The sequence below is a fragment of the Ensifer sp. CCNWLY38 genome (assembly GCF_037120565.1).
Classification (GTDB): Bacteria; Pseudomonadota; Alphaproteobacteria; order Rhizobiales; family Rhizobiaceae; genus Ensifer; species Ensifer adhaerens_H.
This window is the reverse complement of record NZ_JBBBBO010000005.1, coordinates 74406-99630: the sequence shown is the minus strand read 5'-3', so window position 1 is coordinate 99630 and position 25225 is coordinate 74406. Positions and strand designations below refer to the sequence as shown.

Annotated in this window: 23 protein-coding genes; 11 read left to right on the top strand and 12 right to left on the bottom strand. The window is 60.8% G+C overall.

Annotated features, from left to right (window positions below):
* Positions 1-44 precede the first annotated feature (44 nt).
* A complete protein-coding gene (locus tag V7S54_RS12580) occupies positions 45-245 on the top strand; it encodes a DUF1674 domain-containing protein (RefSeq protein ID WP_065376384.1) in 201 nt (66 codons plus the stop codon).
* A gap of 165 nt (positions 246-410) precedes the next feature.
* Here V7S54_RS12580 and acs read toward each other — a convergent pair whose 3' ends face one another.
* The gene (gene acs / locus V7S54_RS12575; RefSeq protein ID WP_065376383.1) at positions 411-2360 is read right to left on the bottom strand and encodes an acetate--CoA ligase; all 1950 of its coding nucleotides are present in this window, start codon (positions 2358-2360) and stop codon (positions 411-413) included.
* Between the two features lie 227 nt (positions 2361-2587).
* On the opposite strand from acs, the gene V7S54_RS12570 reads away from it, so the two are divergent.
* On the top strand, positions 2588-3289 hold the full coding sequence (locus tag V7S54_RS12570) for a DUF1013 domain-containing protein (protein ID WP_043624204.1): 702 nt from the start codon (positions 2588-2590) through the stop codon (positions 3287-3289).
* A gap of 73 nt (positions 3290-3362) precedes the next feature.
* Here the strand turns inward: V7S54_RS12570 and V7S54_RS12565 are convergent, their stop codons facing one another.
* Positions 3363-3749, bottom strand: a complete 387-nt coding sequence (locus tag V7S54_RS12565; RefSeq protein ID WP_065376382.1) for an ectoine synthase — start codon at positions 3747-3749, stop codon at positions 3363-3365.
* 141 nt (positions 3750-3890) lie between these two features.
* Between V7S54_RS12565 and V7S54_RS12560 the strand changes: the two genes are divergently transcribed.
* Entirely contained in the window at positions 3891-4784 is an 894-nt protein-coding gene (locus V7S54_RS12560; protein ID WP_083203785.1) for a LysR substrate-binding domain-containing protein, read from the top strand.
* Positions 4785-4801: 17 nt separating this feature from the next.
* Here the strand turns inward: V7S54_RS12560 and V7S54_RS12555 are convergent, their stop codons facing one another.
* Both V7S54_RS12555 and V7S54_RS12550 read right to left on the bottom strand, forming a co-directional pair.
* Positions 4802-6709 carry an AMP-binding protein gene (locus V7S54_RS12555; protein ID WP_065376380.1) on the bottom strand — a complete coding sequence of 636 codons (1908 nt, stop codon included), beginning with the start codon at positions 6707-6709 and terminating at the stop codon, positions 4802-4804.
* A 111-nt stretch (positions 6710-6820) separates the two neighbouring features.
* Positions 6821-7480: a YggS family pyridoxal phosphate-dependent enzyme gene (locus V7S54_RS12550; protein ID WP_065376379.1), complete on the bottom strand. Its 660-nt coding sequence runs from the start codon at positions 7478-7480 to the stop codon at positions 6821-6823.
* Between the two features lie 223 nt (positions 7481-7703).
* Here V7S54_RS12550 and leuS point away from each other — a divergent pair, with 223 nt between their 5' ends.
* Genes leuS through holA form a run of 3 tightly spaced genes read left to right on the top strand, consistent with a single transcriptional unit; the run spans position 7704 to position 11898 of the window.
* Positions 7704-10331, top strand: a complete 2628-nt coding sequence (leuS, locus tag V7S54_RS12545) for a leucine--tRNA ligase (RefSeq protein WP_065376378.1) — start codon at positions 7704-7706, stop codon at positions 10329-10331.
* Positions 10318-10851 carry an LPS assembly lipoprotein LptE gene (gene lptE / locus V7S54_RS12540; protein ID WP_057252012.1) on the top strand — a complete coding sequence of 178 codons (534 nt, stop codon included), beginning with the start codon at positions 10318-10320 and terminating at the stop codon, positions 10849-10851. The genes leuS and lptE overlap by 14 nt, the downstream gene beginning before the upstream one ends.
* 12 nt (positions 10852-10863) lie before the next feature.
* On the top strand, positions 10864-11898 hold the full coding sequence (holA, locus tag V7S54_RS12535) for a DNA polymerase III subunit delta (protein ID WP_065376377.1): 1035 nt from the start codon (positions 10864-10866) through the stop codon (positions 11896-11898).
* Positions 11899-12110: 212 nt separating this feature from the next.
* On the opposite strand, the gene V7S54_RS12530 is transcribed toward holA, so the two are convergent.
* The 8 genes from V7S54_RS12530 to hemE form a co-directional block, all read right to left on the bottom strand.
* Positions 12111-13001 (bottom strand): ParB/RepB/Spo0J family partition protein, encoded by an 891-nt coding sequence (locus V7S54_RS12530; RefSeq protein WP_065376376.1) that lies wholly within the window; start codon positions 12999-13001, stop codon positions 12111-12113.
* Positions 13002-13036: 35 nt separating this feature from the next.
* Complete coding sequence (locus V7S54_RS12525) at positions 13037-13831, bottom strand: ParA family protein (protein ID WP_065376375.1); 795 nt, start codon at positions 13829-13831, stop codon at positions 13037-13039.
* A gap of 15 nt (positions 13832-13846) precedes the next feature.
* A complete protein-coding gene (rsmG, locus tag V7S54_RS12520) occupies positions 13847-14488 on the bottom strand; it encodes a 16S rRNA (guanine(527)-N(7))-methyltransferase RsmG (protein ID WP_065376374.1) in 642 nt (213 codons plus the stop codon).
* Positions 14485-16368 carry a tRNA uridine-5-carboxymethylaminomethyl(34) synthesis enzyme MnmG gene (mnmG, locus tag V7S54_RS12515; RefSeq protein ID WP_065376373.1) on the bottom strand — a complete coding sequence of 628 codons (1884 nt, stop codon included), beginning with the start codon at positions 16366-16368 and terminating at the stop codon, positions 14485-14487. The genes rsmG and mnmG overlap by 4 nt, the downstream gene beginning before the upstream one ends.
* Before the next feature lie 100 nt (positions 16369-16468).
* A complete protein-coding gene (mnmE, locus tag V7S54_RS12510) occupies positions 16469-17797 on the bottom strand; it encodes a tRNA uridine-5-carboxymethylaminomethyl(34) synthesis GTPase MnmE (RefSeq protein WP_065376372.1) in 1329 nt (442 codons plus the stop codon).
* 374 nt (positions 17798-18171) lie between these two features.
* On the bottom strand, positions 18172-19437 hold the full coding sequence (gene rho, locus V7S54_RS12505) for a transcription termination factor Rho (RefSeq protein ID WP_093233478.1): 1266 nt from the start codon (positions 19435-19437) through the stop codon (positions 18172-18174).
* Positions 19438-19630: 193 nt separating this feature from the next.
* A complete protein-coding gene (hemJ, locus tag V7S54_RS12500) occupies positions 19631-20173 on the bottom strand; it encodes a protoporphyrinogen oxidase HemJ (protein WP_065376371.1) in 543 nt (180 codons plus the stop codon).
* A complete protein-coding gene (gene hemE, locus V7S54_RS12495) occupies positions 20170-21201 on the bottom strand; it encodes a uroporphyrinogen decarboxylase (protein ID WP_065376370.1) in 1032 nt (343 codons plus the stop codon). The genes hemJ and hemE overlap by 4 nt, the downstream gene beginning before the upstream one ends.
* A 407-nt stretch (positions 21202-21608) precedes the next feature.
* Between hemE and V7S54_RS12490 the strand changes: the two genes are divergently transcribed.
* Genes V7S54_RS12490 through dnaQ form a run of 5 tightly spaced genes read left to right on the top strand, consistent with a single transcriptional unit; the run spans position 21609 to position 25210 of the window.
* Positions 21609-22430 (top strand): pyruvate, water dikinase regulatory protein, encoded by an 822-nt coding sequence (locus V7S54_RS12490; RefSeq protein WP_058327490.1) that lies wholly within the window; start codon positions 21609-21611, stop codon positions 22428-22430.
* A 31-nt stretch (positions 22431-22461) separates the two neighbouring features.
* Complete coding sequence (locus tag V7S54_RS12485; RefSeq protein ID WP_065376400.1) at positions 22462-23061, top strand: Maf-like protein; 600 nt, start codon at positions 22462-22464, stop codon at positions 23059-23061.
* Positions 23054-23911, top strand: a complete 858-nt coding sequence (locus V7S54_RS12480; RefSeq protein ID WP_065376369.1) for a shikimate dehydrogenase — start codon at positions 23054-23056, stop codon at positions 23909-23911. The genes V7S54_RS12485 and V7S54_RS12480 overlap by 8 nt, the downstream gene beginning before the upstream one ends.
* Positions 23911-24513, top strand: a complete 603-nt coding sequence (gene coaE / locus V7S54_RS12475) for a dephospho-CoA kinase (protein WP_065376368.1) — start codon at positions 23911-23913, stop codon at positions 24511-24513. Before V7S54_RS12480 ends, coaE begins: the two co-directional genes overlap by 1 nt.
* Entirely contained in the window at positions 24506-25210 is a 705-nt protein-coding gene (gene dnaQ, locus V7S54_RS12470; protein ID WP_065376367.1) for a DNA polymerase III subunit epsilon, read from the top strand. The genes coaE and dnaQ overlap by 8 nt, the downstream gene beginning before the upstream one ends.
* The last annotated feature ends 15 nt before the right edge of the window (positions 25211-25225 follow it).

Genomic DNA, 25225 nt, shown 5'->3' with positions numbered 1-25225 from the left:
GCCCCGTTCTTCAATATTGATGCTCGAATCCGGATACCGTTCAGATGCAGAACGACAATGACAACGCTCCCGATCGTCCGAAACGGCCGCTGCCGCCCGCGGCCCTACGCGCGCTGAAGGAAGCCGAAGAGCGGCGTCAGCAGGAAATCAAGAAGGAGCTGCCAACGGAAATCGGCGGGCGCGGCGGTGAAGATCCTGCCCGCTACGGCGACTGGGAGATCAAGGGTCGGGCGATCGATTTCTGAGTCAGGGGCTGCCGTCTGCCAGCCCTTTAGCCACGATCTGAATCCGGCTCACTAAGTCGAAGCGAGCGCAAAGAGATGCGCATCGAGACATCTTAGATCACAGCGAAGTCTATTTCAGTCAAAACGGCCGCTACACACCCAGTGGGCGCGCAGCGGCCGCAAGGATCAGGCCTTGTTCTGACGGTTGGCGATCAGATCGTCGACGACGGCCGGATCGGCGAGCGTCGAGGTATCGCCAAGTGCACCGAAATCGTCTTCGGCGATCTTGCGCAGGATGCGGCGCATGATCTTGCCAGAGCGTGTCTTCGGCAGGCCGGGCGCAAACTGGATCTTGTCGGGCGTGGCGATCGGTCCGATTTCCGAACGGACGTGTTTCACCAAAGCAGCGCGGAGATCGTCATTGCCGATTTCGCCGGCCATCAGCGAAACATAGCAGTAGATGCCCTGGCCCTTGATCGGATGCGGATAGCCGACAACTGCCGCTTCCGAGACGAGGTGATGCGATACCAGCGCCGATTCGACTTCTGCCGTTCCGAGACGGTGGCCGGAAACATTGAGAACGTCGTCGACGCGACCGGTGATCCAGTAATAGCCGTCCTCATCGCGACGGCAGCCGTCACCGGTGAAATACTTGCCCTTGTAGGTGGCGAAGTAGGTCTGGCCGAAGCGCGCGTGATCGCCGTAGATCGTGCGCATCTGGCCGGGCCAGCTGTCGGTGATGCAGAGGTTGCCGTCAGCAGCGCCCTCAAGCACGTTTCCTTCATTGTCGACCAGCTGCGGCTGCACGCCGAAGAACGGCCGGGTGGCGGAACCGGGCTTGAGATCGGTCGCGCCCGGCAGCGGCGTGATCAGAATGCCACCGGTCTCCGTCTGCCACCAGGTATCGACGATCGGCGACTTCTGCTCGCCGACGACGTTGTAGTACCATTCCCAGGCTTCCGGGTTGATCGGCTCACCAACCGAGCCGAGCAGGCGGAGCGACGAGCGCGACGAGCGCTTGACGAAGTCGTCACCGGCACCCATCAACGAGCGGATCGCCGTCGGCGCCGTGTAGAAGACGTTGACCTTGTGCTTTTCGACCACTTCCCAGAAGCGCCCAGCATCCGGGAAATTCGGGACGCCTTCGAACATAACGGTCGTCGCCGCATTCGCCAGCGGGCCGTACACGATATAGGAGTGGCCGGTGACCCAGCCGACGTCGGCCGTGCACCAGTAGACTTCGCCGTCGCGGTAATCGAAGACATATTCATGCGTCATCGACGCGTAGACGAGGTAACCGCCGGTCGTGTGCAGCACGCCCTTTGGCTTGCCGGTCGAGCCCGAGGTATAGAGGATGAACAGCGGATCTTCCGCCTTCATCTTCGCCGGATCGCAATGCGGCTTCACGGTGGCGATTTCCTGGTGATACCAGAGGTCGCGGCCCGGCGCCCAGGCGGTCTTGCCGCCGGTGCGGCGGACCACCAGCACCTTGTTGACGATGACATGCTGCTTGGCCGCGATATCGATCGCCGTGTCGGTGTTTTCCTTGAGCGGTACCGGCTTGCCGCCGCGCACGCCCTCATCGCAGGTGATGACGAAGGTAGATTCGCAGTCGACGATACGTCCGGCAAGCGCGTCCGGCGAGAAGCCGCCAAAAACGACCGAATGGATCGCACCGATGCGGGCGCAGGCGAGCATCGCATAGGCCGCTTCCGGGATCATCGGCATGTAGATGGTGACGCGGTCGCCCTTCTTGACGCCATGCTTCTTCAGCACGTTGGCGAGGCGACAAACCTGCTCGTAGAGCTGGTTGTAGGTGATCTTCTTATCGATATAGGGGTTGTCACCTTCCCAGATGATCGCCGTCTTCTCGCCATGCGTCTTCAGGTGGCGGTCGATACAGTTGTAAGAGACGTTGGTGAGGCCATCTTCATACCACTTGATCGAAACCTTGCCCTTGAAGGAAGTGTTCTTGACCTTGGTGTAGGGCTTGAACCAATCGATCCGTTTGCCGTGTTTGCTCCAGAACTTTGCCGGGTCCGAAACACTCTCCTCATACCACTTCAGGTAAGTGGCATTGTCGAGCAACGTCCGGCTCTTCGCAGACTTCAACACCGGATAGATTTTGGCGGACATATTTTCCTCCCTACGCATTCCTAGTGCGGCTCGCCACTCCCAGGGCCAGCCCGTTTCGCGGACATACATAGCAGGTCAAATGCCCGCCGCAATTAGACAAAAGGACATTTGGAACTGAAGAATTGCAATTTTGAGACAAGGACGGTATAGAGGCCCACATTTCCCGGAAATCAGTGGTAGACTCCACGGCCCGCGACACCGACGCGGCGGACAAAAGGACTATATCCATGGCTCAGCAACTGCTTATGCCCAAGGCAACAGCCGTCTGGCTCGTTGACAATACCGCGCTGTCCTTCGACCAGATCGCGCAGTTTTGCAAGCTGCACCCGCTTGAAGTAAAGGCGATCGCCGACGGTGAATCCGCGCAGGGCATCAAGGGCCTCGACCCGATCGCCACGGGCCAGCTTTCGCGTGACGAAATCGCTCGCGCCGAAGGAAACCCCAACCACAAGCTGAAGCTTTCCGAGCCGAAGGTCCGCGTTCCCGACAGCAAGCGCAAGGGTCCGCGCTACACGCCGGTCTCCAAGCGCCAAGATCGCCCCAACGCTATTCTCTGGCTCGTGCGCAACCATCCCGAGTTGAAGGACGCGCAGATTTCGCGCCTCGTCGGCACCACCAAGTCGACGATCGAGCAGATCCGCGAGCGTACCCACTGGAACTCGGCCAACCTGACGCCGATGGATCCGGTGACCCTCGGCCTCTGCTCGCAGATCGATCTCGACCTCGAAGTCGAACGCGCCTCCAAGGGCCGTCCGCTGCCGACGGCTGCCGAACTCGGCCAGACGCTGGAATCGGCTCAGGAGACCGAAAAGCTGGGCTTCAGCTACGAGCGCGAGGAAGAGAAGGAGATCGACGCCGATGCCGTCTTCGCCAAGCTCAAGTCGCTGAAGTCGGACCGCAAGGACGAGGACGAAGACGATCACTATTGATCGCCGTCCAGCTCGATGAAAAAAGCCCGGATCGATCCGGGCTTTTTTTGTTAGCCAGTGTTCAGGAACGTCTTCAGTAAGCCGAGCCGGATGGATCGTTGAGGTTGTGGCGCTCGGTACCTTTAAGCGGCGGATTGAAGATGCTGACGAGGATCAGATCCTCGTCCTTGCCGCCGCGCAGATAGTGTTTGTCGTGCTGGTCCAGCACGTAGATGTCGCCCTTGTTGATCGGGAAGATCTTGCCCTGCATGTCCTCGACCTCACCGTGGCCGGCAATGCAGTAGCACGCCTCCAGATGATTGCGGTACTCGAGCAACGATACCGTGCCGGCGCGCACCACGGTGTGGCAGACGGTGAAGCCCATACCATCCTTCTCGGTAAGCAGCCGATGACTGGTGCCGCTGCCCCATTCGACGAAATGATCGGTTGCTTCGATCTGCTGCAGGCTGCGCACGAACATGGGTCTCTCCATCTGTAAGGATTTCTAATGTTTTAGGACGGGATTCTTCCGCCCCTTCCACGATGAGCTCAGTATCGGTTGACATAGGAAGCCAATCAAACGACGATTCCTCACGGAATTGATGAGGAAAATTTACAGATGATGCTGCCACCGCTCGGCATGCTGCGCGCCTTCGAAGCCGCGGCGCGTTTGGCAAGTTTCTCCCGCGCCGGCGACGAGTTGCACGTGACGCATGCGGCCGTCAGCCACCAGATCCGCTTGCTGGAAGAGTGGTTTGGCCGACCGCTCTTCGTGCGGGAGAAGCGTGGTGTGCGGCTGGCAGCGGAGGCTGAGGGACTGGCAACGGCGCTGACATCGGCGTTCGAGCGCATCGGCGCGGAAACGGAGTTGCTGCGATTGAATGCCAAGGCACAAGTGAGTGTCGCCTGTATTCCCTCGATCGCCACCCGCTGGCTGATACCGGCACTCGGAGAGTTTCTCCGCAATTACCCGGAAGTCGACGTCAAGGTCGTCTACGCCATGGCCGAACAGCAATTGCGCGAAACCGGTTGCGATATCCTCATCACCCTCGGCGCCGATACGAGCGAAGGGACGCGGTCAGACCGGCTGTTTTCACGCATCAATCGGCCGGTCGCGAGCCCTCGCTACATCGAACGGAAAGGTGCGTTGAAGACAGCGCAGGCGATCGCTTCCACCGATCTGCTGCACGACGAGACAACCTCGCGCTGGCGCGATTGGTTCGCCAGGGCAGGGGTGGTGGCGGGACAAAGCCTGCGAGGCCCCATCTTCCAGGACTTCAACCTACTCGCCACGGCGGTCATTGCCGGCCATGGCGTGGCGCTTTGCCCGGTCGAGGTCTTCCGGCGCGAAATAGAGAGTGGCGACCTCGTGATCCTGTCCGATATCGCCACCCTCGAAGACGAAAGCTACTTTCTCATCACCAAGACCGCGCGCTCAAAGGCAGTGTCAGTCTTCAGCGACTGGTTCGCGACCGTCGTCAGTCTTGATGCGAGCGCCGTGGCGCTCACATCATAAGCCGGCTCAGGAAGTCGCTAGATGCCGATTCCCCGGCCATGCAGCGCCAACGTGATCTCGTCCAGGATAACCGGATCGTCGATCGTCGCCGGCATTTTCCAGGGTTGGCGATCGGCAATCTTCTGGATCGTCGCCCGCAGGATCTTGCCCGACCGCGTCTTCGGCAGTCGCTTGACGCAAATCGCCATGCGGAAGGCCGCCACCGGCCCGATGCGCTCGCGCACGAGGCTGATCACTTCGCGTTCGATCTCCGACGTTTCACGGGAAACATTGGAATTGATGACGAGGAAGCCGGCGGGCACCTGACCCTTCAAGTCGTCGGCGATGCCGATGACCGCGCATTCGGCAACATCAGGATGGCTGGCGCAGACCTCCTCCATCGCCCCGGTCGAGAGCCGGTGACCGGCGACGTTGATGATGTCGTCGGTGCGCGCCATGATGAAGATATAGCCATCCTCGTCGAGATAGCCGGCATCGGCGGTCTTGTAATAGCCGGGAAACTCTTCGAGATAGGCCGCGCGGAACCGATGGTCTGCGTTCCAAAGCGTCGGCAGGCAGCCGGGCGGCAGCGGCAGTTTTACGACGACATTGCCAAGCGTGCCCGGGCCGACCGGATGTCCGGCATCGTCGAGAATCTGGACATCATACCCGGGCAGTGGGACCGCCGGAGAACCGTACTTGACCGGCAACAGACCGAGACCCATGGGATTGCCGGCCACCGGCCACCCGGTCTCCGTCTGCCACCAGTGATCGATCACCGGGACGCCAAGCGCCTTCTCCGCCCAGCGGATCGTATCCGGATCCGCCCGCTCGCCGGCAAGGAACAGCGCGCGGAAGCGCGACAGGTCATAGCGGCCGACATAGGACGCGTCGGGGTCGTCCTTGCGGATCGCGCGCAAGGCCGTCGGCGCCGTGAACATCACCACGACCCCGTGCTCGGCAATGATCCGCCAATAGGTTCCGGGATCGGGCGTGCCGACCGGCTTGCCCTCGAAGAGGATCGAGGTGCTGCCGTTGAGGAGCGGTCCATAGACGATGTAGGAATGGCCGACGACCCAGCCGATATCCGAGGCCGCCCAGAACACTTCGCCCGGCTGAACGCCGAAGAAATTTTCCATCGACCATTTGAGCGCGACCATGTGGCCGCCATTGTCGCGCACCACGCCCTTGGGCTGGCCGGTGGTGCCCGACGTATAGAGCACGTAAAGCGGATCGGTTGAGGCAACGGGCGTGCATCCGACCTCTTCACCCTCCTGCTTCGCCGCCGCCAGCGCCACAGCGAAATCGATGTCGCGTCCCTCCATCATGTCCGCTTCCGCCATTTCCCGTTGGAAGACGAGGCAATGCGCCGGCTTGTGGGTCGCGATCTCCAGCGCTGCATCGAGCAGCGGCTTATAGGCGACGGTTCGGCCGGGTTCGATGCCGCAGCTCGCGGACACCACGAGCTTCGCCTGGCAATCATCGATGCGCACCGCCAGTTCGTTGGCGGCAAAACCGCCGAAGACCACGGAATGCACGGCGCCGATGCGGGCGGCGGCCAGCATGGCAACCGCTGCCTGCGGGATCATCGGCATGTAGATGATGATGCGATCACCCTTGCCAACACCGAGCTTTCGATAGACGGCGGCCAATGCCGCCACGTCGGCGAGCAATGCCGCATAGGAGATGCGCTCGACCCGCCCAGTGACCGGACTGTCATAGATGAAAGCGATCTGCTCGCCGCGCCCGGCCTCGACATGGCGATCGAGACAATTGTAGCAGGTGTTCGTCGAGCCACCGGCATACCAGTGCCCGTAGGTACCGCCCGCGGCATCGAAAGCGCGTTGCGGACGGTCGAACCAGTCGATGGCGTCGGCAGCACCGGACCAGAAGCCTTGCGGATCCGCCTTCCAGGCGGCGTACACTTCGGAATAGCGACTCGCCATTTCCGTTCCTCCCTATGCATTTGCCGGACATGTCCGGCCTCCTCGTGCACAAGGATAGGCTAATGGGTGGGCAGGGGAACCCCGACGAAAGCGTAATGCGGCGAATTGGCGTTATCGCGCGCCGAAAATGGCCGAACCGACGCGGACGCTGGTGGCGCCGAACTGCACGGCCGTCTCGAAATCGCCGGACATGCCCATCGACAGCTTCTCGAGCTTGCAGGCTGCGGCCAGCTTGGCGAGCAGGGCGAAATGCGGGCCGGGATTTTCCTCGACCGGCGGAATGCACATCAGCCCCTCGATCTGCAGACCCAGCTCCTGGCGGCAGAAATCGACAAAAGCGACCGTTTCCTCCGGTGGGATGCCGGCCTTCTGCGGCTCCAGCCCGGTGTTGACCTGAACGTAGAGCCTGAGGTTCCGGCCCTGCTTCTGCATCTCTGCGGCGAGCGCGCGGGCAATCTTCTCACGATCGACGGTCTCGATGACGTCGAACAGAGCAACCGCCTCGGGCGCCTTATTCGATTGCAACGGGCCGATCAGGTGGAGTTCGAGACCGGATGTCTCCGCCTTCAGTTCCGGCCACTTGCCTTGCGCTTCCTGCACGCGGTTTTCGCCGAAGACCCGCTGGCCTGCGGAAATCACCGGCCGGATTGCGTCGGCGTCGAAGGTTTTGGACACGGCGACCAGCGTGGCGGCACCCTTGGAGCGATGAGCAGACTTCTCTGCCGCCTGAATCCGGCTCACGACATCCTGCAATCGCTCTTGGACTTCCATGGACCTTTTCTCCGAAACGGATTTCTCAAACCACTCACCGAGCGGATTAGGCAAAGTTGATCGTCTTGCCAAGACCGCCACCCTCATGACGGGCGCAAATCCGCCAAAGTGTCGCGGCAAACCCTTCAAAAACTTGACCGTCAGGCGGTTTCGTGGTGAAGGTCACCCCAACTATCATGAGGCGCCCCTATGCGCCGCAGAACTTCCGGAACATCGAAAAGACATGTCTAGCGAACGATACAATCCGCGTGATGCCGAGCCCCGTTGGCAGCAGGAATGGGAAAAGAACGAGGTCTTCCAGACCGAGAACGACGATCCGCGCGAAAAGTACTACGTGCTCGAAATGTTCCCCTATCCCTCGGGCCGCATCCATATGGGCCACGTGCGCAACTACACCATGGGTGACGTGGTGGCGCGCTACAAGCGCGCCCGCGGCTTCAACGTACTGCACCCGATGGGCTGGGACGCGTTCGGCATGCCGGCCGAAAACGCTGCCATGGAACGCGGCGTTCACCCGGCGAGCTGGACCTACCAAAACATCGCCTCGATGAAAGCGCAGCTCAAGGTCATGGGCCTGTCGCTCGACTGGAACCGCGAATTCGCGACCTGCGACCCCGCCTACTACCAGCGCCAGCAGCACCTGTTCCTGGACTTCCTGGAGAAGGGCCTCGTCTACCGCAAGCAGTCCAAGGTCAACTGGGACCCGGTCGACAACACCGTGCTCGCCAACGAGCAGGTGATCGACGGGCGCGGCTGGCGCTCGGGCGCGCTGGTCGAACAGCGCGAACTGACGCAGTGGTTCTTCCGCATCACCGACTTCAGCCAGGAACTGCTCGACGCGCTGGACACGCTGGATCAGTGGCCCGAGAAGGTGCGCCTGATGCAGAAGAACTGGATCGGCCGTTCGGAAGGTCTGTCGCTGCGTTGGGAGCTGGTCGAAGGCACCGCCGGTGACGCAACCGAGCTCACCGTCTACACGACCCGTCCGGACACGCTCTTCGGCGCTTCCTTCCTGGCGATCGCTGCCGACCATCCGCTGGCTAGGCAGGCGGCGGCGACCAATCCAGAAGTCGATGCCTTCTGCGAGGAGTGCCGCCGCGCCGGCACCTCGCTCGCCGCGCTGGAAACGGCAGAAAAGAAGGGCATCGATACCGGACTTCGCGCCAAGCACCCGCTCGATCCGAGCTGGGAACTGCCGGTTTATGTCGCCAATTTCGTGCTGATGGACTACGGCACGGGCGCCATCTTCGGCTGCCCCTCCGGTGACCAGCGCGACCTCGACTTCGCCCGCAAATACGACCTGCCGTTCGTCCCGGTCGTCATGCCGAAGGACGGCGATGCCGCAACCTTCGCCATCGGCGACGAGGCCTATATCGGCGACGGCGTGATGATCAACTCGCGCTTCCTCGACGGCCTGTCGACGGAAGAAGCCTTCGAGACGGTCGCCTCGAAGCTCGAGCAGGAAACGCTCGACGGCACGCCGCGCGCCGAGCGCAAGGTGAACTTCCGCCTGCGCGACTGGGGCATTTCGCGTCAACGCTATTGGGGCTGCCCGATTCCGGTCATCCATTGCGATGACTGCGGCGTCGTGCCGGTTCCGAAGGCCGACCTGCCGGTCATTCTGCCGCCGGACGTCACCTTCGACAAGCCGGGCAATCCGCTCGACCGTCACCCGACCTGGCGCCACGTTGCCTGCCCGCACTGCGGCAAGGATGCCCGCCGCGAGACGGACACGATGGACACCTTCGTCGATTCGTCCTGGTATTTCACGCGCTTCACCGCACCGTGGGAAGACAATCCGACGGATCCCAAGGTCGCCAACCACTGGCTGCCGGTGGATCAATATATCGGCGGCATCGAGCACGCGATCCTGCACCTGCTCTACTCACGCTTCTTCACCCGCGCGATGAAGGCGACCGGCCATGTCGCGCTCGACGAGCCGTTCAAGGGTCTCTTCACCCAGGGCATGGTCGTGCACGAAACCTATAGCCGCGGCGAGGGTGCCCAGCGCGAATGGGTGACGCCAGCCGAAATCCGCATTGAGGAAATCGACGGACGCCGCCGCGCCGTGCTGCTCGAGACCGGCGAGGAAATCGCCATCGGCTCGATCGAGAAGATGTCGAAGTCGAAGAAGAACGTCGTGGATCCCGATGACATCATCGCTTCCTATGGCGCCGACACCGCCCGCTTCTTCGTTCTCTCCGATTCGCCGCCGGATCGTGACGTCATCTGGTCCGAAGCCGGTGTCGAAGGATCACATCGCTTCGTCCAGCGCGTATGGCGCTTGATCAGCGAGGCGGCCGAAAAGCTGCGCGGGATAGAAGCCGCACCGGCGCTTGAAGGCGAGGCCCTTGCCGTTTCTCAGGCCGCGCACAAGACGCTGCGCGCGGTCGAGGCGGATTATGACAAGCTCGCCTTCAACAAGGCCGTGGCACGCATCTATGAGCTCGTGAACACGCTTGCCGCACCGCTGACACAGGTTGCCGCCAGCAAGGCGGGCGCAGCGCTCGCGAGCGCTGTAAAGGACGCCACGGCGATCCTGGTCAGCCTGATTGCACCGATGACGCCGCACCTCGCCGAGGAATGCTGGCGCGAAATCGGCGGCGAGGGGCTGATCGCGGAGCGCGGCTGGCCGACGTTCAATCCTGCACTGGTCGTCGAGAACGAAATCACCCTTCCGGTGCAGATCAACGGCAAGAAGCGCGCCGATTTGACAATCGCCCGCGATGCGGATCAGAGTGCGATCGAAAGCGCCGTCCTGGCGCTCGATGCCGTCAAGTCTGCGCTCAACGGCAGCAGCCCCAAGAAAATCATCGTCGTGCCCCAGAGGATCGTCAATGTCGTTGTCTGATAGAGCTGGCTCCCGTATCCGGTCGTTTCCGGTGCTGGCAGGTGTTCTTTTGCTGACCGCGCTCGCCGGCTGCCAGGTCAGGCCGCTCTACTCCGATCCTGTCGGTACGTCGACGGCGCTGGCGGCGATCGAGATCTCCGATGCCGACGAGCGCGTCGAACAGGAAGTCCGCAACGCGCTGATCTTCCTTGTGGCGGGCGGGCAGGGCGAACCGGTAAACCCGCAATATCACCTGTCGCTGGACGTCACGAGCCGCGCCATGGGCGTGCTCTATGATCAGAACAAGGACCGCGTGGATCGGGCAAGCGCCGGACGCATCGTCGTCAAGGCGGACTACAACCTGACGAAGATCGGAACGGGCGAGACGATCAAGTCCGGCAACCGCACGGCGGTCGCGCTTGTCGACTTCTCCGTCCAGGAATTTGCCAAGGTGCGCGCCGTGCGCGATGGCGAAAACCGCGCCGCAAAGGAATTGGCCGAGCTGATCCGGGCTGATGTTGCCGCGGCCCTCAGTCGCTAGTCCGGTGTCGGGATGAGCGAAGTCAAGTCGCACGAATTCGACTCCTTCCTCCAGAAGTCCGCCGGGGTCTACCGGCTGTTCATTCTCTACGGGCCCGATCGCGGGCTCGTATCCGAACGTGCGTCCGCACTCGCCGCGCGCTGCGGCGTGCCGCTGGATGATCCCTTTTCCGTGCTGAAGCTCGATGTCAGCGAACTGGCGCAATCGCCCGGCCGGCTGCTCGATGAGGTCAATTCCATTGGCCTGTTTGGTGGTGAAAAGCTCATCTGGGTGCGGGGAGCGGCCAACGAGAAGTCGCTCGTCGACGCGATGCAGCTTCTCTCGGCCGAGCCGCCCTCGGGCAGCTACGTGATCGTCGAGGCCGGTGACCTGAAGAAGGGTGCCGCCCTTCGCAAGATCGGCGAGACGGCCCGCTCTGTTGCCTGTATCGCCTGCTACAGTGATGACGTTCGCGGCCTGCAGGCCTTGATTGACAAGGAACTTGGCGACGAGAAGCTGGGAATCACGCCGGCCGCCCGTGCGCGCCTGGTGGAAGCTCTCGGCGGCGACCGTCTGGCGTCACGCAACGAGCTGCGCAAGCTCGCCCTTTATTGCCGTGGGAAGACGGTCGTGGACGAGGAGGACGTGCTCGACATCGTCGGCGATGCCAGCGCCATTTCCGTCGACGACGCGGTCGATGCCGTGCTCAAGGGCGATCTCGATGGCCTGCTGCACGCGATGCAAAAGATCACGACCTCGAAAACCCCGGCGTTTCTGGTACTACAGGCCTGTCTGCGACAGTTCCAGCAGCTCGACGTGATGCGCGCCGAGATGGACGCCAGTCGTCAACAGGCAGGGCAGGTGATTGCGACGCTCGGGCGGGGTCTGCATTTCCGACGCAAACCGATTGTCGAGGCCGCGTTGAAGCAATGGACAGCGCCGGCGATACGCCGTGAACTCAATCGCCTGCAGACGACAATCTTTCAAAGCCGCAGCCGCGCCAGCCTCGAGGAAAGCCTTGTCTTGCAGAACCTCATGGCGATCGCGGTGCAATCCGCACGGCGTTGATGCGTTTGGCCCAGGGGGAATTCAGCCGGCTGAAGCCGCTGCTTCCTTCATTTCTTAGCTGGAATGGCCTCTTTACGCGGATGGATCCGCGCCCTTGCAGGCAATGACCGGGTCCATTCGCGCAGAAAAACTAGAGAAATCAATAAATTAAGGCGCGCCCTTGTTTGCGGGGCGCGCCTCTCGATTGTTCTCACAATGGCGTTTGCAAGCGCTCAGCGGCGCTCGAGCAGCCGGCAGATTTCCTCGAGCTGATCGAGTGTCTTGTAGGCGATGCGGAGATGGCCGCCGGAAGCCTTGTGATTGACGGTGACCTCGAGGCCAAGGCTGTCCGACAGGGTGCGTTCCAGCGCCAGCGTGTCCGCATCCTTTTCGTCGCGGCGTGTCGTCTTGCCGAAATTCGGGTCGTTCTGGGCGCGGATATCGTTCTGGGCAATGCGCTCGGCATCACGCACCGAAAGCCCCTTGGAGACGATCGTGCGAGCCAGCGCCGCCGGATCCGACGTGGGAATCAGCGCTCGCGCATGACCGGCAGACAGCACGCCTTCCGACAGCATGTCGCGCACCGGTTCCGGCAATTTCAGCAGTCTCAGGCTGTTTGCGACGTGGCTGCGGCTCTTGCCGATGATTTCGCCGAGGTCGTTCTGCGTATATCCGTGTTCGGCAATCAACTGCTCGTAGCCGAGCGCCTCGTCGAGCGGGTTGAGATCCGAGCGCTGAACGTTTTCGACGATCGCGATCTCGAGCGCCGTGCGGTCGTCGACGTCACGGATAATGACCGGAATCTCGGTGAATCCGGCTAACTGTGCGGCCCGCCAACGACGTTCGCCGGCGATGATCTCGTAGCGGTCAGCGCCGATCGTGCGAGCGACAACGGGCTGAACGATGCCATGCTGACGAATCGAATTGGCGAGATCCTGAAGCTCGGCTTCGTCGAACTGCCGGCGCGGGTTGCGCGGGTTGCGCGACACGAACTCAATCGGCACGCGCCGGTCCGGATTGAACGGGGCAGGGGCGGAAGCGCCTGCCTGCAGCGGTTGATCCATCTCGCCGATCAACGCGGCCAGTCCGCGACCAAGCCGTCTCTTCGAGCTATCGTCGTTCATATCGTCACCCGAGTTAAATTACGCTACCGAAATGATTACGCCGCCTTGCGCTGGCGTTCACGTTGAATCACTTCCGATGCCAACTGCAGATAGGCCTGGCTTCCCGCACATTTCAGATCATAGAGGATCGCAGGCTTGCCGTAGGACGGTGCCTCGGAAACGCGAACATTGCGCGGAATGAGCGTGTGATAGACCTTATCGCCAAGATGCGTTCGGACGTCGCTGACGACCTGCTGAGCGAGGTTGTTGCGCGAGTCGAACATCGTCAGCACGATACCCTGTATATCCAGCGACGGATTCACCGATCGGCGAACCTGGTCTACGGTTTCCAGCAGCTGGCTGAGACCTTCCAGCGCGAAGAACTCGCACTGCAGCGGCACCAGCACCGAATGCGCTGCCGCCATGGCATTCATCGTCAGGAGATTGAACGACGGCGGGCAATCGACGAGCACATAGGAGTACTCCATCGCCGCCGGGCTCACCAAAGCTTTGCGCAGGCGGAAGACCCGGTCCGGTTCCTGAGAAATCTCCATCTCGACGCCGAGCAGATCCATGGTCGAAGGCACGATCGAAAGGTTCGGCACAGCGGTTTGCTGCGCAATCTCGCCGATCCCGTGCGAACCCATCATCAGCTCGTAGGATGAGAGGTTCCGATCGCGCCGCTGAATACCCAGACCGGTGCTGGCATTGCCTTGCGGATCGAGATCGACGATGAGGACTCGCTCGCCGATTGCCGCGAGAGCGGTCGCCAGATTGATGGCGGTCGTCGTTTTACCGACTCCACCTTTCTGATTTGCGATTGTGATGATCCGATTTCTTGCGCCAAACATGTTTCCGCTCGCCGATCACTGAACCTTGCGTGATAGATTTGCGATCTCGAGCACAACGGAGTCCGGCTCGACGACGCTTGGATGTTTTACCAGATCGAATTGATAGCGGCCAATGGCTTTGTCGATTTCGCGCTGGTAATCCCGCCCTTTGTGGAAATAGGCGATCGTTTTGCGCTCATCTGCCAGCAACCACGGCGCCGAGTAGTCGAGCAAGAGCGTCAAATCGGCCAAGGCACGCGCCGAAACCGCGTCTGCGTGGGGAATCACCTCGCCGGCTTCTTCGATTCGAATCGGATGAACGGATCCGCGCGCGCCTGTTTCGGCCAAAGCAACGCGCAAGAATGCGGCTTTCTTGTTGTTGCTTTCAACGAGATGCACCCAGCCGTCAGCAAACTCCGAGAGATAGATCGCCGTAATGATGCCCGGGAAGCCGCCGCCGCTTCCCAGATCGACCCAGGTCTTTGGCTCAGGCGACAACTGTACAAGCTGCAAGCTATCGACGATATGGCGGCGCCATAGATCCTCAATGGTGGAAGGCGCTACCAGATTGATCGACTTCGCCCACTTCTGAAAAAGCCGAGCAAAATGCTCCAGGCGTTCATTCGTTTCACGTGAAACACGCAGTCCGTTCAACACATCGATTGGACTCGTTTTCATTGTGCACTTGCCTTTTCTTCGCGTTCTACGCTTCCGTTTTGACGCTTCAACCAGGCAAGGATCAGCGATGCGGCGGCGGGCGTCATGCCATCCACCTTCATCACCTGCGACAGATTGCGCGGTGCCTGCTGCTTCAGCTTCTGCTTCAACTCATTGGACAATCCCGACAGCCTTTCAAAGTCAAAACCGTCAGGAATCACCAGATTTTCCTCGCGGCGTATGCCGGCAATATCCGCCGCCTGTCTGTCCATATAGACCGCATAGGCAGCGTCAATCTCCAGTGCCTCGATGACCCGTGGACCAATCGACGACAGCTCCGGCCAGATCGGCGCCAAGGCGGAGATCGATTGATCCGGATAGGAGAGGATCTCAAAGGCGGTCCGCCGCTGGCCATCCTGGTTCAGTTTCAGACCATGGCGATTGCCTTCGGCCGGCGTCACCGAGAGGCTCTTCAACAATTGACGGCCATCGTCGAACTGCGCGCGCCAGTCGATAAAGCGGTCACGGCGCACATCTGAAATACAGCCGAGCTCCATCGCCAATGGCGTCAGTCGCGCATCGGCATTGTCAGCGCGGAGCGACAAACGATACTCCGCTCGAGAGGTGAACATCCGGTAAGGCTCGGTGATGCCGCGCGACGTCAGGTCGTCGATCATGACGCCGATATAGGAATTGGTGCGGCTGAAGGTCACCTCCGGCCGGCCGGCCGCCAGCAACGCCGCATTCAAACCCGCGACCAGCCCTTGCGCGCCGGCTTCCTCGTAACCCGTCGTCCCGTTGATCTGGCCCGCCAGGAACAGACCGGGCATCTTGCGCACCGCCAGCGTCGCGTTCAATTCGCGCGGATCCACATGGTCATACTCGATGGCATAGCCGGGCTGCAGGATCGTCACATTCTCCAATCCCGGAATCGTTCGAATGAACGCCTCCTGGATATCGGCCGGCAATGAGGTCGAGATCCCATTCGGATAGATGGTGTCATCGTCGAGGCCCTCCGGCTCCAGGAAGATCTGATGACCGTCGCGCTCGCCAAAGCGCACGATCTTGTCTTCGATCGACGGACAATAGCGCGGACCGACTCCTTCGATCTGACCCGAATACATCGCTGACTTGCCGATATTGTCGGCGATGATCTTGTGTGTGGCCTCGGTCGTGCGGGTCACACCACAATCGATCTGACGGTTCAGAATGCGATCGGTCATGAAGGAGAACGGTACGGGATCCTCGTCGGGGCCCTGTCGGCCGACGCTGTCCCAATCGATCGTGCGCCCATCCAGGCGTGCCGGCGTGCCGGTCTTCAAACGACCGAGCTTCAGACCGTAACGCAGAAGTGTCGCCGAAAGCCCAACAGAGGGTTCTTCACCAACGCGGCCAGCCGGAATCTTCTGATCACCAATATGGATCAGCCCCTTCAGAAAGGTGCCGGTCGTCAAAACCACGGACGTCGATGCAAAGGTCCGGCCGTCCTTCATGACGACACCGCTGACCTTGCCATCCGCTTCGATCAAATCGAAGGCATCGCCCTCGACCACCGTCAGGTTGGCAATGCCTCTGATTTCGCGCTGCATGGCTTCGCGATAGAGGCGCCGATCAGCCTGGGTGCGCGGACCGCGGACAGCCGGGCCCTTGCGACGGTTGAGCAGGCGGAACTGAATTCCGCCGGCATCCGCGACGCGACCCATCAGACCGTCCATCGCGTCGATCTCGCGCACGAGATGGCCCTTGCCCAATCCACCAATGGCGGGATTGCAGGACATCACGCCAATGGTCGACGCCTTATGCGTGATCAGTGCTGTGTTGGCGCCGAGACGCGCGGACGCGGCTGCCGCCTCGCAGCCGGCATGGCCGCCGCCAATGACGATAACGTCAAACTGGATCATTGTTCATATCTCCAGGCCAGCACACCTTTGCGCCGGCACGAATCGTTTCACGTGAAACACAACGAAGGACTCGCAAACGTTGTGTCGTTGTTTCCACAGACTATTTTCCGATACAGAATTCGGAAAATATCACATCCAAAAGGTTCTCGACATCCACCCGCCCGGTAATCCGTCCAATCGCATCTCCGGCGAGGCGAAGCTGCTCTGCTCGGATGTCCAGGCCGTTATGCTGCCCCGCCAAACTCTCCTCGATTGCCCGAAGAGCCTGCCGCAGACTATCGACGTGACGGCTACGTGAAGGCAAGGCAAGGGACGTTCGGCCGCTGAGGTCGGGGAGATGCGCGGCGATCGCATCCAACAGGCGATCCATGCCTTCACCCGTCCGAGTCGAGATCAAAACATCGGCTTCATCAGGAGACCACCGCCAATCGTCTCGATCTATCTTCGTTGCTACACGCAAGACGGCGGTGCCGTCCGATGTGATATCGGACAGAGAATCAAAGCCGCTCGCCGTCTCCGAGAGGAGGAGGATCAAATCTGCTCGCTCGATAACTTCTCGCGCGCGACGTATACCCTCTTGCTCGACACGTTCCTCGGTTTCACGCAGGCCGGCTGTATCGTAGAGTTTGACGGAGAATCCGGCTAACGAAAGGTCCACTGAGAGCACGTCACGCGTCGTTCCTGCGATTTCCGTAACGATGGCGATATCTCTCTGCGCCAGTGCATTCAGCAAGCTCGACTTGCCAGCATTCGGCTCACCGGCGATGACAATCTTCAGCCCATCCCGGATGATCTCGGCAATCGGCGCATCGGCGATGTGTGCGGCGATCTCCTGTGCAAGCACGGACATGTCCTGCCAGATGCGTTCGCTCACCGAGCCCGGCACATCGTCCTCGTCAGCAAAGTCGAGTTCAGCTTCGATCATCGCCCGCGCATGCGTCAGGCGCTTCGCCCAGGCCGCGTAGACTTTTGATTGCCCGCCGCCGGAGTGTTCGATCGCCAGGCGGCGCTGCATTTCGGTCTCGGCAACGATCAGGTCAGCGAGACCCTCGACTTCCACCAGATCCAACTTGCCGTTCTGGAAGGCGCGCCGTGAAAACTCACCCGCTTCGGCGTGGCGCAGCCCTTCGAACTTCGAAAGCTCCTCGAGCAGGGCGTTCACCGCAGCGCGGCCGCCGTGGATTTGAAACTCGGCGCAGTCCTCGCCCGTGAAAGAGGCAGGACCAGGGAAATAGAGAACGAGGCCGCTATCGATCACGAAACCGTTGCGAGAGCGAATCGATTTGAGCGTCGCTATCCGCGGTGATGGGGCCTCGCCACACAATGCCTCAAGCACCGCTGCGGTGTGCTGGCCGCTGACACGCACAACCGCGACACCAGCGGGAAGGGCTCCGCTGGAAAGCGCATATATCGTGTGCATCGCTGTCATTGGCTCACCTGGAAAGACCGCCGAGACGGCAGGGCGCCTCGCTGGTCGAAACAATGGGGATCGTCGAAGTTCCAGACCGGATCGTTTTTTCTTCGCGGAGCGTGCTCACGCAGAATGGAAACGGCATCTCAAAAGGGTCGGGGAGCTTATGCCGAAACGGCACCGAAATATCAAGGTCCTGCCACGCTCATGTTTCATGGCGTCGGTGTGTTTCACGTGAATCAGCCGCAACGATCAAGGCTCCAGACCTTGGGAATTGAGATTGTTGCGAGGCCGAATCGATGTCGAAAAATGAATCCGGCTAAGGTTTTCGCAAAGTAAAAGACCGGCCGACAAAAGTCGACCGGTCTTTGAAATCAGATATCGAACGGGTCTTACGTGTTCATCGAGTCGAAGAAATCGCCGTTGTTCTTCGTCTGCTTGAGCTTGTCGATGAGGAACTCGATCGCGTCGGTCGTGCCCATGGGCGCCAGGATGCGGCGGAGCACGAAGATCTTCTGCAGATCCTGGCGCGGCACCAGCAGGTCTTCCTTACGCGTACCGGACTTGAGGATGTCCATCGCCGGGAAGATGCGCTTGTCAGCAACCTTGCGGTCGAGCACGATTTCCGAGTTACCGGTGCCCTTGAATTCTTCGAAGATGACTTCGTCCATGCGGCTGCCGGTATCGATCAGCGCGGTCGCGATGATCGTCAGCGAGCCGCCTTCTTCGATGTTGCGGGCGGCGCCGAAGAAGCGCTTCGGGCGCTGCAGCGCATTGGCATCGACACCGCCGGTCAGGACCTTGCCCGATGACGGAACGACCGTGTTGTAGGCGCGGCCGAGGCGGGTGATCGAGTCGAGCAGGATGACGACGTCGCGGCCGTGTTCGACAAGACGCTTCGCCTTTTCGATGACCATTTCGGCGACCTGGACGTGGCGCGTCGCCGGCTCGTCGAAGGTCGATGAAACGACTTCGCCCTTCACCGAGCGCTGCATGTCCGTCACTTCTTCCGGGCGCTCGTCGATCAGGAGAACGATCAGGTAACATTCCGGATGATTGGCGGTGATCGAATGCGCGATGTTCTGCAACAGAACCGTCTTACCGGTGCGCGGCGGTGCGACGATCAGACCGCGCTGGCCTTTGCCGAGCGGCGCCACCAGGTCGATGACGCGGGCAGAGAGATCTTTCGACGTCGGAACCTCGAGTTCCATCTTGAAGCGCTCATTCGGATAGAGCGGCGTCAGATTGTCGAAGTGAACCTTGTGACGGATCTTTTCCGGATCGTCGAAATTGATGGTGTTGACTTTGAGGAGAGCGAAGTAGCGCTCGCCTTCTTTCGGTCCGCGGATCGGGCCCTCGACCGTGTCGCCGGTCTTCAGAGAGAAGCGGCGGATCTGGGAAGGCGAGATGTAGATATCATCAGGGCCGGGAAGGTAGTTTGCATTCGCGGACCGGAGAAAGCCGAACCCATCCTGCAGCACTTCAACAACGCCTTCGCCGATGATTTCGATATCCTGAGCCGCGAGCATCTTGAGGATCGCGAACATCAGCTCCTGCTTGCGCATCGTGCTGGCGTTCTCCACCTCGAGCTCCTCGGCAAAGGCGAGCAGATCGGTCGGCGTCTTGTTCTTGAGTTCTTGTAGCTTCATTTCAGCCATGAAGGATCCATGTTTGGTATGGGTAATGGAGAGATGGCGAGTATTCGTTGGGGAGCTGCGGCTGGAGAGGCAGGCTCTTGTCTTTGTCACAAGCCATGAAGAGGAGATGGCAGAAAATAGCGATTCACGTGAAACCCTGCAAGGGGCTGTCGCAAATTAGAAACGACTATTGCAAATCACGAATCGATTAAATTCAGAACGGCTTCACCACGACCATGATCACGATGAGGATCATCAGCAGCGTCGGGGCCTCGTTCATCAGCCGCCAATAACGCGCATCGTGCTTGTTTTCGTCCCGCTGGAATTCGCGAACGGCACGGCTGAAGCGCATGTGGACTGCCGTCAAAAGCACTACGAACAGCAGCTTGGCGTGCAGCCAGCCGCCCTGGAAGCCATAGACGCTCCAGGCGAGGTAGAGGCCGAGCACCCAGGAGATCATCATCGCCGGGTTCATGATGACCTTCAGCAGCCGCATCTCCATCATCTTGAAGGTTTCCGACTGCGCGGAACCCGGCTCGGCATCGGTGTGGTAGATGAAAAGGCGCGGCATGTAGAGCAGGGCAGCCATCCACGACATCACCGCGATGACATGCAGCGCCTTGATCCAGAGATAGAAATCATCCGGCCGCCAGACGAAGAGACCGACAAGAAGCGCCACGAAAGCGCCAATCGCGATCGCTGCCCTGAGCCGCGCCCTGTTGCCGGGCGCCAGATCGGTCTGCTTCTCGGCCATCATTGCGCTCCGCGAACGCGGGCAACCAGCGCCGACACGTGATCCGGATCGGCCTGCGGCGTGATGCCATGGCCGAGATTGAAGATCAGCGGTCCGTGGCCAAGCGCATCGAGAATACGATCGGTGCCTTCCTCGAGTGCCACGCCGCCTGCCACGACCCGCATCGGATCGAGATTGCCCTGGACCGGCCCTTCCTTCTGCAAATCCTTCGCGAAGGAAAGCGGCACGGTCCAGTCGAGACCAATGGCATCGGCGCCCGTCGCCTGGCGATAGGCCTTCAACAGCTGACCGGCGCCTTTTGCAAAGGCGATGATCTTCACGTTCGGCCGCTGCGCCCTGACCGAAGCAATTATGCGCTGCACCGGCTTGACCGCGTAACGCGCAAACTCCTCCTCGCCAAGAACGCCGGCCCAGGAATCGAAGATCTGCACCGCATCGGCGCCGGCATCGATCTGTCGCACGAGATAATCGGCAGAGACATCCGCCAGGAAAGACAGCAGATGGTCGAACGCTTCCGGGTTGCGGTAGGCGAAGAGCCGGGCCGGGGCCTGGTCCGGGGTCCCGTGTCCGGCGATCATATAGGTCGCAACCGTCCAGGGAGCGCCACAGAAGCCGAGCAGGGTCGTTTCGGCGGGAAGTTCAGCACGCAGCCGCGATACCGTCTCAAAGACAGGCTGGAGGTGCTCAGCGATGCCCTCCGGCTTCAGGCGCCGGATACCGTCGACATCGATCGGATCCATCCGTGGCCCATGGCCTTCCTCGAAGCGCACATTGCGTTTCAGAGCATCGGGAATGACCAGGATATCGGAGAAAAGAATGGCAGCGTCGAAAGCATATCGACGGATCGGCTGCAACGTCACCTCGACTGCGAGATCAGGGGTGTAACAGAGATCGAGGAAGCTTCCGGCCGTAGCCCGTGTTGCCCTGTACTCCGGCAGGTAACGGCCTGCCTGGCGCATCAGCCAGATCGGAGGAGGAGACACCGTCTTCCCGGCCAAAACCTCCAGAACCTTTCTGCGCGTTTCGGTCACGGATCATCTCTCCCAATATAAAATCAAAGATATTTAGAAGGTTTCTATTTCTTAGAGTCGGTGAGTATCAAGGATTAAAACAACCCACTGACTTGTCCACGGCTGTCGCTCCGGACAACGCGCGACGGGAGAGCGTCTGGGCAATCTGGAAAAACAGTGTAGAGAGGCGAATAAAGGCCTTTGGATTCAGTCGATTAGCGGAACCACGGTTTTACTCGCGCTTGTGGACAAGCGGTTGATACGCGTGACACTTTGTCATCGTCGCGAGTCTTTTCCACATTTGCCCCGAAACGGTTTCCGCGACAGCGCCAATTGTGAATAAGTCGGCAGTTTTCCACTTGCCTGGGTCGGCGCGCCGTCGTTAGCTGTCTTTCATCCCGGCTTATCAACAGCACCAGGAGAATTGCGTGGAGAACAAGAAAAACTACTTCCACCTTCACCTGATTTCGGACTCGACGGGCGAGACTCTGATCGCTGCCGGACGCGCTGCGGCCGCTCAATTTCAGAGCTCGCATGCGCTGGAACATGTCTATCCGCTGATCCGCAACCGCAAGCAGTTGCTGCAGGTCCTCGACGCCATCGATGGTGCGCCTGGCATTGTGCTCTATACGATCGTCGACCGCGAACTCGCCGATATCATCGATCGCCGTTGCCGCGAGATGGGTGTCCCTTGCGTCTCGGTGCTCGATCCGATCATCGACCTCTTCCAGTCCTATCTGGGATCGCCGTCGCGCCGCCGCTCGGGCGCCCAGCACGTGATGGATGCGGAGTACTTCGCCCGCATCGACGCCCTCAATTTCACGATGGACCATGACGACGGTCAGTTGCCCGCCGATTTCGACGAGGCGGATGTCGTTCTGGTCGGCATCAGCCGGACGTCTAAGACGCCGACCAGCATCTATCTCGCCAACCGCGGCATCAAGACGGTCAACATCCCGATCGTCCCGGGCGTGCCGCTACCCGAAAGATTGATGGAGGCGACGAGGCCGCTCGTCGTTGGCCTGATCGCCACGGCCGACCGTATCTCGCAGGTGCGCCAGCACCGGGTGCTCGGAACGACTCAGGGTTTTCACGGCGATCAATATACGGACAAGGCCTCGATTACCGAGGAACTGAAATATGCGAGGTCGCTTTGCGCCCGCAACAATTGGCCGGTCATCGACGTCACCCGCCGTTCGATCGAGGAAACCGCGGCGGCAATCGTTGCCCTGCGTCCGCGTCTGCGCTAGACCCGAATCGAACAATACGGGAACCTGCATGATGAATCCTTCGCTCGTCCTGGCCTCGGCAAGCCCGTTTCGACGTGCGCTCCTGGAAAATGCCGGCCTCGTTTTCGAGGCGAAGGCAGCTAAGATTGATGAACGTACGCTGGAAAAACCGCTCGAAGAAGCCGGTGCTGCACCCGAAACGGTAGCGCTCGCACTGGCGGAGGCAAAGGCGCGCGACGTCGCCCGACATTTTGGCGACGCGCTGGTGATCGGCTCCGACCAGACCATGTCTCTGGAAGCACGGGTCTATCATAAGCCGAAGGATATGGCGGAAGCGGCTCGGCATTTGCTGTCGCTGTCCGGCAAGACCCATCGCCTGAACAGCGCGATCGTGCTTTTGCGCGGTGAAGAGGTTGTCTGGCGGCACGTTTCTTCCGCCCACATGACCGTGCGGCCGCTGACGGCAGCTTTCGTCGATCGCCACTTGCAGCGTGTTGGCGAAAAGGCGCTTTCGAGCGTCGGCGCCTATCAATTGGAGGGCGAGGGGATCCAGCTCTTCGAAAAGATCGAGGGCGACTACTTCACCATCCTCGGTCTTCCGATGCTGCCGCTGCTCGCCAAACTTCGTGAACTGGGAACGATCGATGCGTGATTCACGTGAAACATTTGTTAACCACGCCTTCGTCACCGGCTATCCGATCAAGCACTCCCGGTCGCCTCTGATCCACGGTTATTGGCTGAAACAGCTCGGTCTGGCCGGAAGCTACCGCGCGCATGAGGTAGGGCCGGAAGATTTCGTCGCTTTCATCGAAAGTCTCAAGGACGGAACATCCGGCTTCTGCGGCGGCAACGTCACCATCCCGCACAAGGAGCTCGCCTGTCGCCTGGCGGATCGGCCGGATGAGCTGAGCCAGGAACTCGGCGCCGCCAACACGCTGTGGCTCAGGGATGGAGAGGTGCACGCCACCAACACCGATGGCCGCGGCTTCGTTGCCAATCTCGATGAGCGGGCGGCTGGCTGGGACAAGACGTCGACCGCAGTCATCCTCGGCGCCGGCGGCGCCAGCCGGGCGATCATTCAGGCCGTCCGTGATCGCGGCATCAAGACGATCCATGTCGTCAATCGGACGGTCGAGCGGGCGAAGGAACTCGCCGATCGTTTCGGCCCGCCGGTCGAAGCGCATCCGATGGGCGCGCTCAAAGACGTGATGGCGGGTGCCGGTCTGTTCATCAACACCACGTCACTTGGCATGGATGGCAGCGAAGCGCCGGCGCTCGATTTCGGCGTCATGGCTTCGAGCGCCGTTGTCACGGACATCGTCTATGTTCCCCTGAAGACGCCGATCCTTGCGCAGGCAGAGGCGCAAGGTTTTGCGATCGTCGACGGTTTGGGCATGCTCCTGCACCAGGCCATCCCCGGCTTCGAGCTCTGGTTCGGCTGTCGGCCGACGGTCGATGCCACGCTTCGACAACTCATCATCGATGACATGGACAGGCACTGATGATTATCCTTGGGCTCACAGGATCGATCGCCATGGGCAAGTCGACGACGGCCCAGATGTTCCGTGACTTCGGCGTTCCGGTGAACGATGCCGATGAGGTGGTGCACCAACTTTATCGCGGCGAGGCGGTTGCGCCGGTCGAGGCGGCTTTTCCTGGAACGACGAAAGACGGCGAGGTTGACCGGTCCGAACTGTCGCGCCAGCTCATGGAGACGCCGGGACGGCTGTCCGAACTCGAGGCGATCGTTCATCCGCTCGTGCGCAAGAAGGAACAGGAGTTCCTTGCAAAGTACGCGGCCGCGGGTGCGCCTTTTGTGGTCCTGGATATCCCGCTGTTGTTTGAAACGGGAGCGGAAAAGCGGCTCGACCGCGTCGTTGTGGTGAGCTGCTCTGCCGAGCTCCAGCGCGAAAGGGCGCTGAAGCGCCCGGGAATGACAGAGGAAAAACTCGCGATGATCCTTGCGCGGCAGGTGCCGGACAGCGAAAAGCGTAAGCGCGCCGACTACATCATCGATACCAGCGACAGTTTCGACGTCACCCGGGCCCAAGTGAAGGCCGTCGTCGACGAACTCGCAGCCAGCAACGGAGACGCGGATGCGTGAGATCATCTTCGATACGGAAACGACGGGCCTCGACAATCGCGAGGACCGGGTGATCGAAATCGGCGGTGTCGAACTCGAAAACCAGTTTCCGACCGGCCGCACGCTGCATATCTTCATCAATCCCGGCAGCCGCAAGGTTCATCCGGATGCGCTCGCCATCCACGGGATCAGCGACGACTTCCTGAAGGACAAGCCGCCCTTCGCCGATGTCGTCGATGAGATCCTCGATTTCTTCGGTGATGCGCGTTGGGTCGCCCATAACGCCACCTTTGACATGGGCTTCGTCAACGCCGAGTTCGCGCGTCTGGGACTGCCGCCGATCGCCATGGATCGGGTGACGGACACATTGGCGCTTGCTCGCCGCAAGCACCCGATGGGGCCGAACTCGCTCGATGCGCTTTGCCGTCGCTACGGCATCGACAATTCGCACCGCGCGAAGCACGGCGCTCTTCTCGACTCCGAACTGCTTGCCGAAGTCTATATCGAGATGATCGGTGGTCGTCAGGCAGCGCTCGGCCTTGTCTCGACGAAATCGGCGGGGCAGTCGATCGAGCTCGATGATATGCCGATCGTCATCGGCCAGCGTCCACGTCCGCTACCAAGCCGGCTGTCGGAGGACGATCTTGCGGCTCACGCTGCGCTGATTGCCAAGATCGGCGCCAAGGCGATCTGGACAAAATACGAACCCCAGGAATAATCAGGCATCAAAAAA

Bases quoted from the DNA above. Each gene is read 5' to 3' on its own strand.
- mnmE (WP_065376372.1), bottom strand. From the start codon at position 17,797: ATGACAGCGATGCACACGATATATGCGCTTTCCAGCGGAGCCCTTCCC.
- V7S54_RS12555 (WP_065376380.1), bottom strand. From the start codon at position 6,709: ATGGCGAGTCGCTATTCCGAAGTGTACGCCGCCTGGAAGGCGGATCCG.
- hemJ (WP_065376371.1), bottom strand. From the start codon at position 20,173: ATGATGGCCGAGAAGCAGACCGATCTGGCGCCCGGCAACAGGGCGCGG.
- dnaQ (WP_065376367.1), top strand. From the start codon at position 24,506: ATGCGTGAGATCATCTTCGATACGGAAACGACGGGCCTCGACAATCGC.
- V7S54_RS12530 (WP_065376376.1), bottom strand. From the start codon at position 13,001: ATGAACGACGATAGCTCGAAGAGACGGCTTGGTCGCGGACTGGCCGCG.
- V7S54_RS12485 (WP_065376400.1), top strand. From the start codon at position 22,462: ATGAATCCTTCGCTCGTCCTGGCCTCGGCAAGCCCGTTTCGACGTGCG.
- V7S54_RS12580 (WP_065376384.1), top strand. From the start codon at position 45: ATGCAGAACGACAATGACAACGCTCCCGATCGTCCGAAACGGCCGCTG.
- V7S54_RS12565 (WP_065376382.1), bottom strand. From the start codon at position 3,749: ATGTTCGTGCGCAGCCTGCAGCAGATCGAAGCAACCGATCATTTCGTC.
- V7S54_RS12570 (WP_043624204.1), top strand. From the start codon at position 2,588: ATGGCTCAGCAACTGCTTATGCCCAAGGCAACAGCCGTCTGGCTCGTT.
- V7S54_RS12525 (WP_065376375.1), bottom strand. From the start codon at position 13,831: ATGTTTGGCGCAAGAAATCGGATCATCACAATCGCAAATCAGAAAGGT.
- coaE (WP_065376368.1), top strand. From the start codon at position 23,911: ATGATTATCCTTGGGCTCACAGGATCGATCGCCATGGGCAAGTCGACG.
- holA (WP_065376377.1), top strand. From the start codon at position 10,864: ATGAGCGAAGTCAAGTCGCACGAATTCGACTCCTTCCTCCAGAAGTCC.
- rho (WP_093233478.1), bottom strand. From the start codon at position 19,437: ATGGCTGAAATGAAGCTACAAGAACTCAAGAACAAGACGCCGACCGAT.
- leuS (WP_065376378.1), top strand. From the start codon at position 7,704: ATGTCTAGCGAACGATACAATCCGCGTGATGCCGAGCCCCGTTGGCAG.
- mnmG (WP_065376373.1), bottom strand. From the start codon at position 16,368: ATGATCCAGTTTGACGTTATCGTCATTGGCGGCGGCCATGCCGGCTGC.
- acs (WP_065376383.1), bottom strand. From the start codon at position 2,360: ATGTCCGCCAAAATCTATCCGGTGTTGAAGTCTGCGAAGAGCCGGACG.
- lptE (WP_057252012.1), top strand. From the start codon at position 10,318: ATGTCGTTGTCTGATAGAGCTGGCTCCCGTATCCGGTCGTTTCCGGTG.
- V7S54_RS12550 (WP_065376379.1), bottom strand. From the start codon at position 7,480: ATGGAAGTCCAAGAGCGATTGCAGGATGTCGTGAGCCGGATTCAGGCG.
- V7S54_RS12560 (WP_083203785.1), top strand. From the start codon at position 3,891: ATGCTGCCACCGCTCGGCATGCTGCGCGCCTTCGAAGCCGCGGCGCGT.
- rsmG (WP_065376374.1), bottom strand. From the start codon at position 14,488: ATGAAAACGAGTCCAATCGATGTGTTGAACGGACTGCGTGTTTCACGT.
- V7S54_RS12480 (WP_065376369.1), top strand. From the start codon at position 23,054: ATGCGTGATTCACGTGAAACATTTGTTAACCACGCCTTCGTCACCGGC.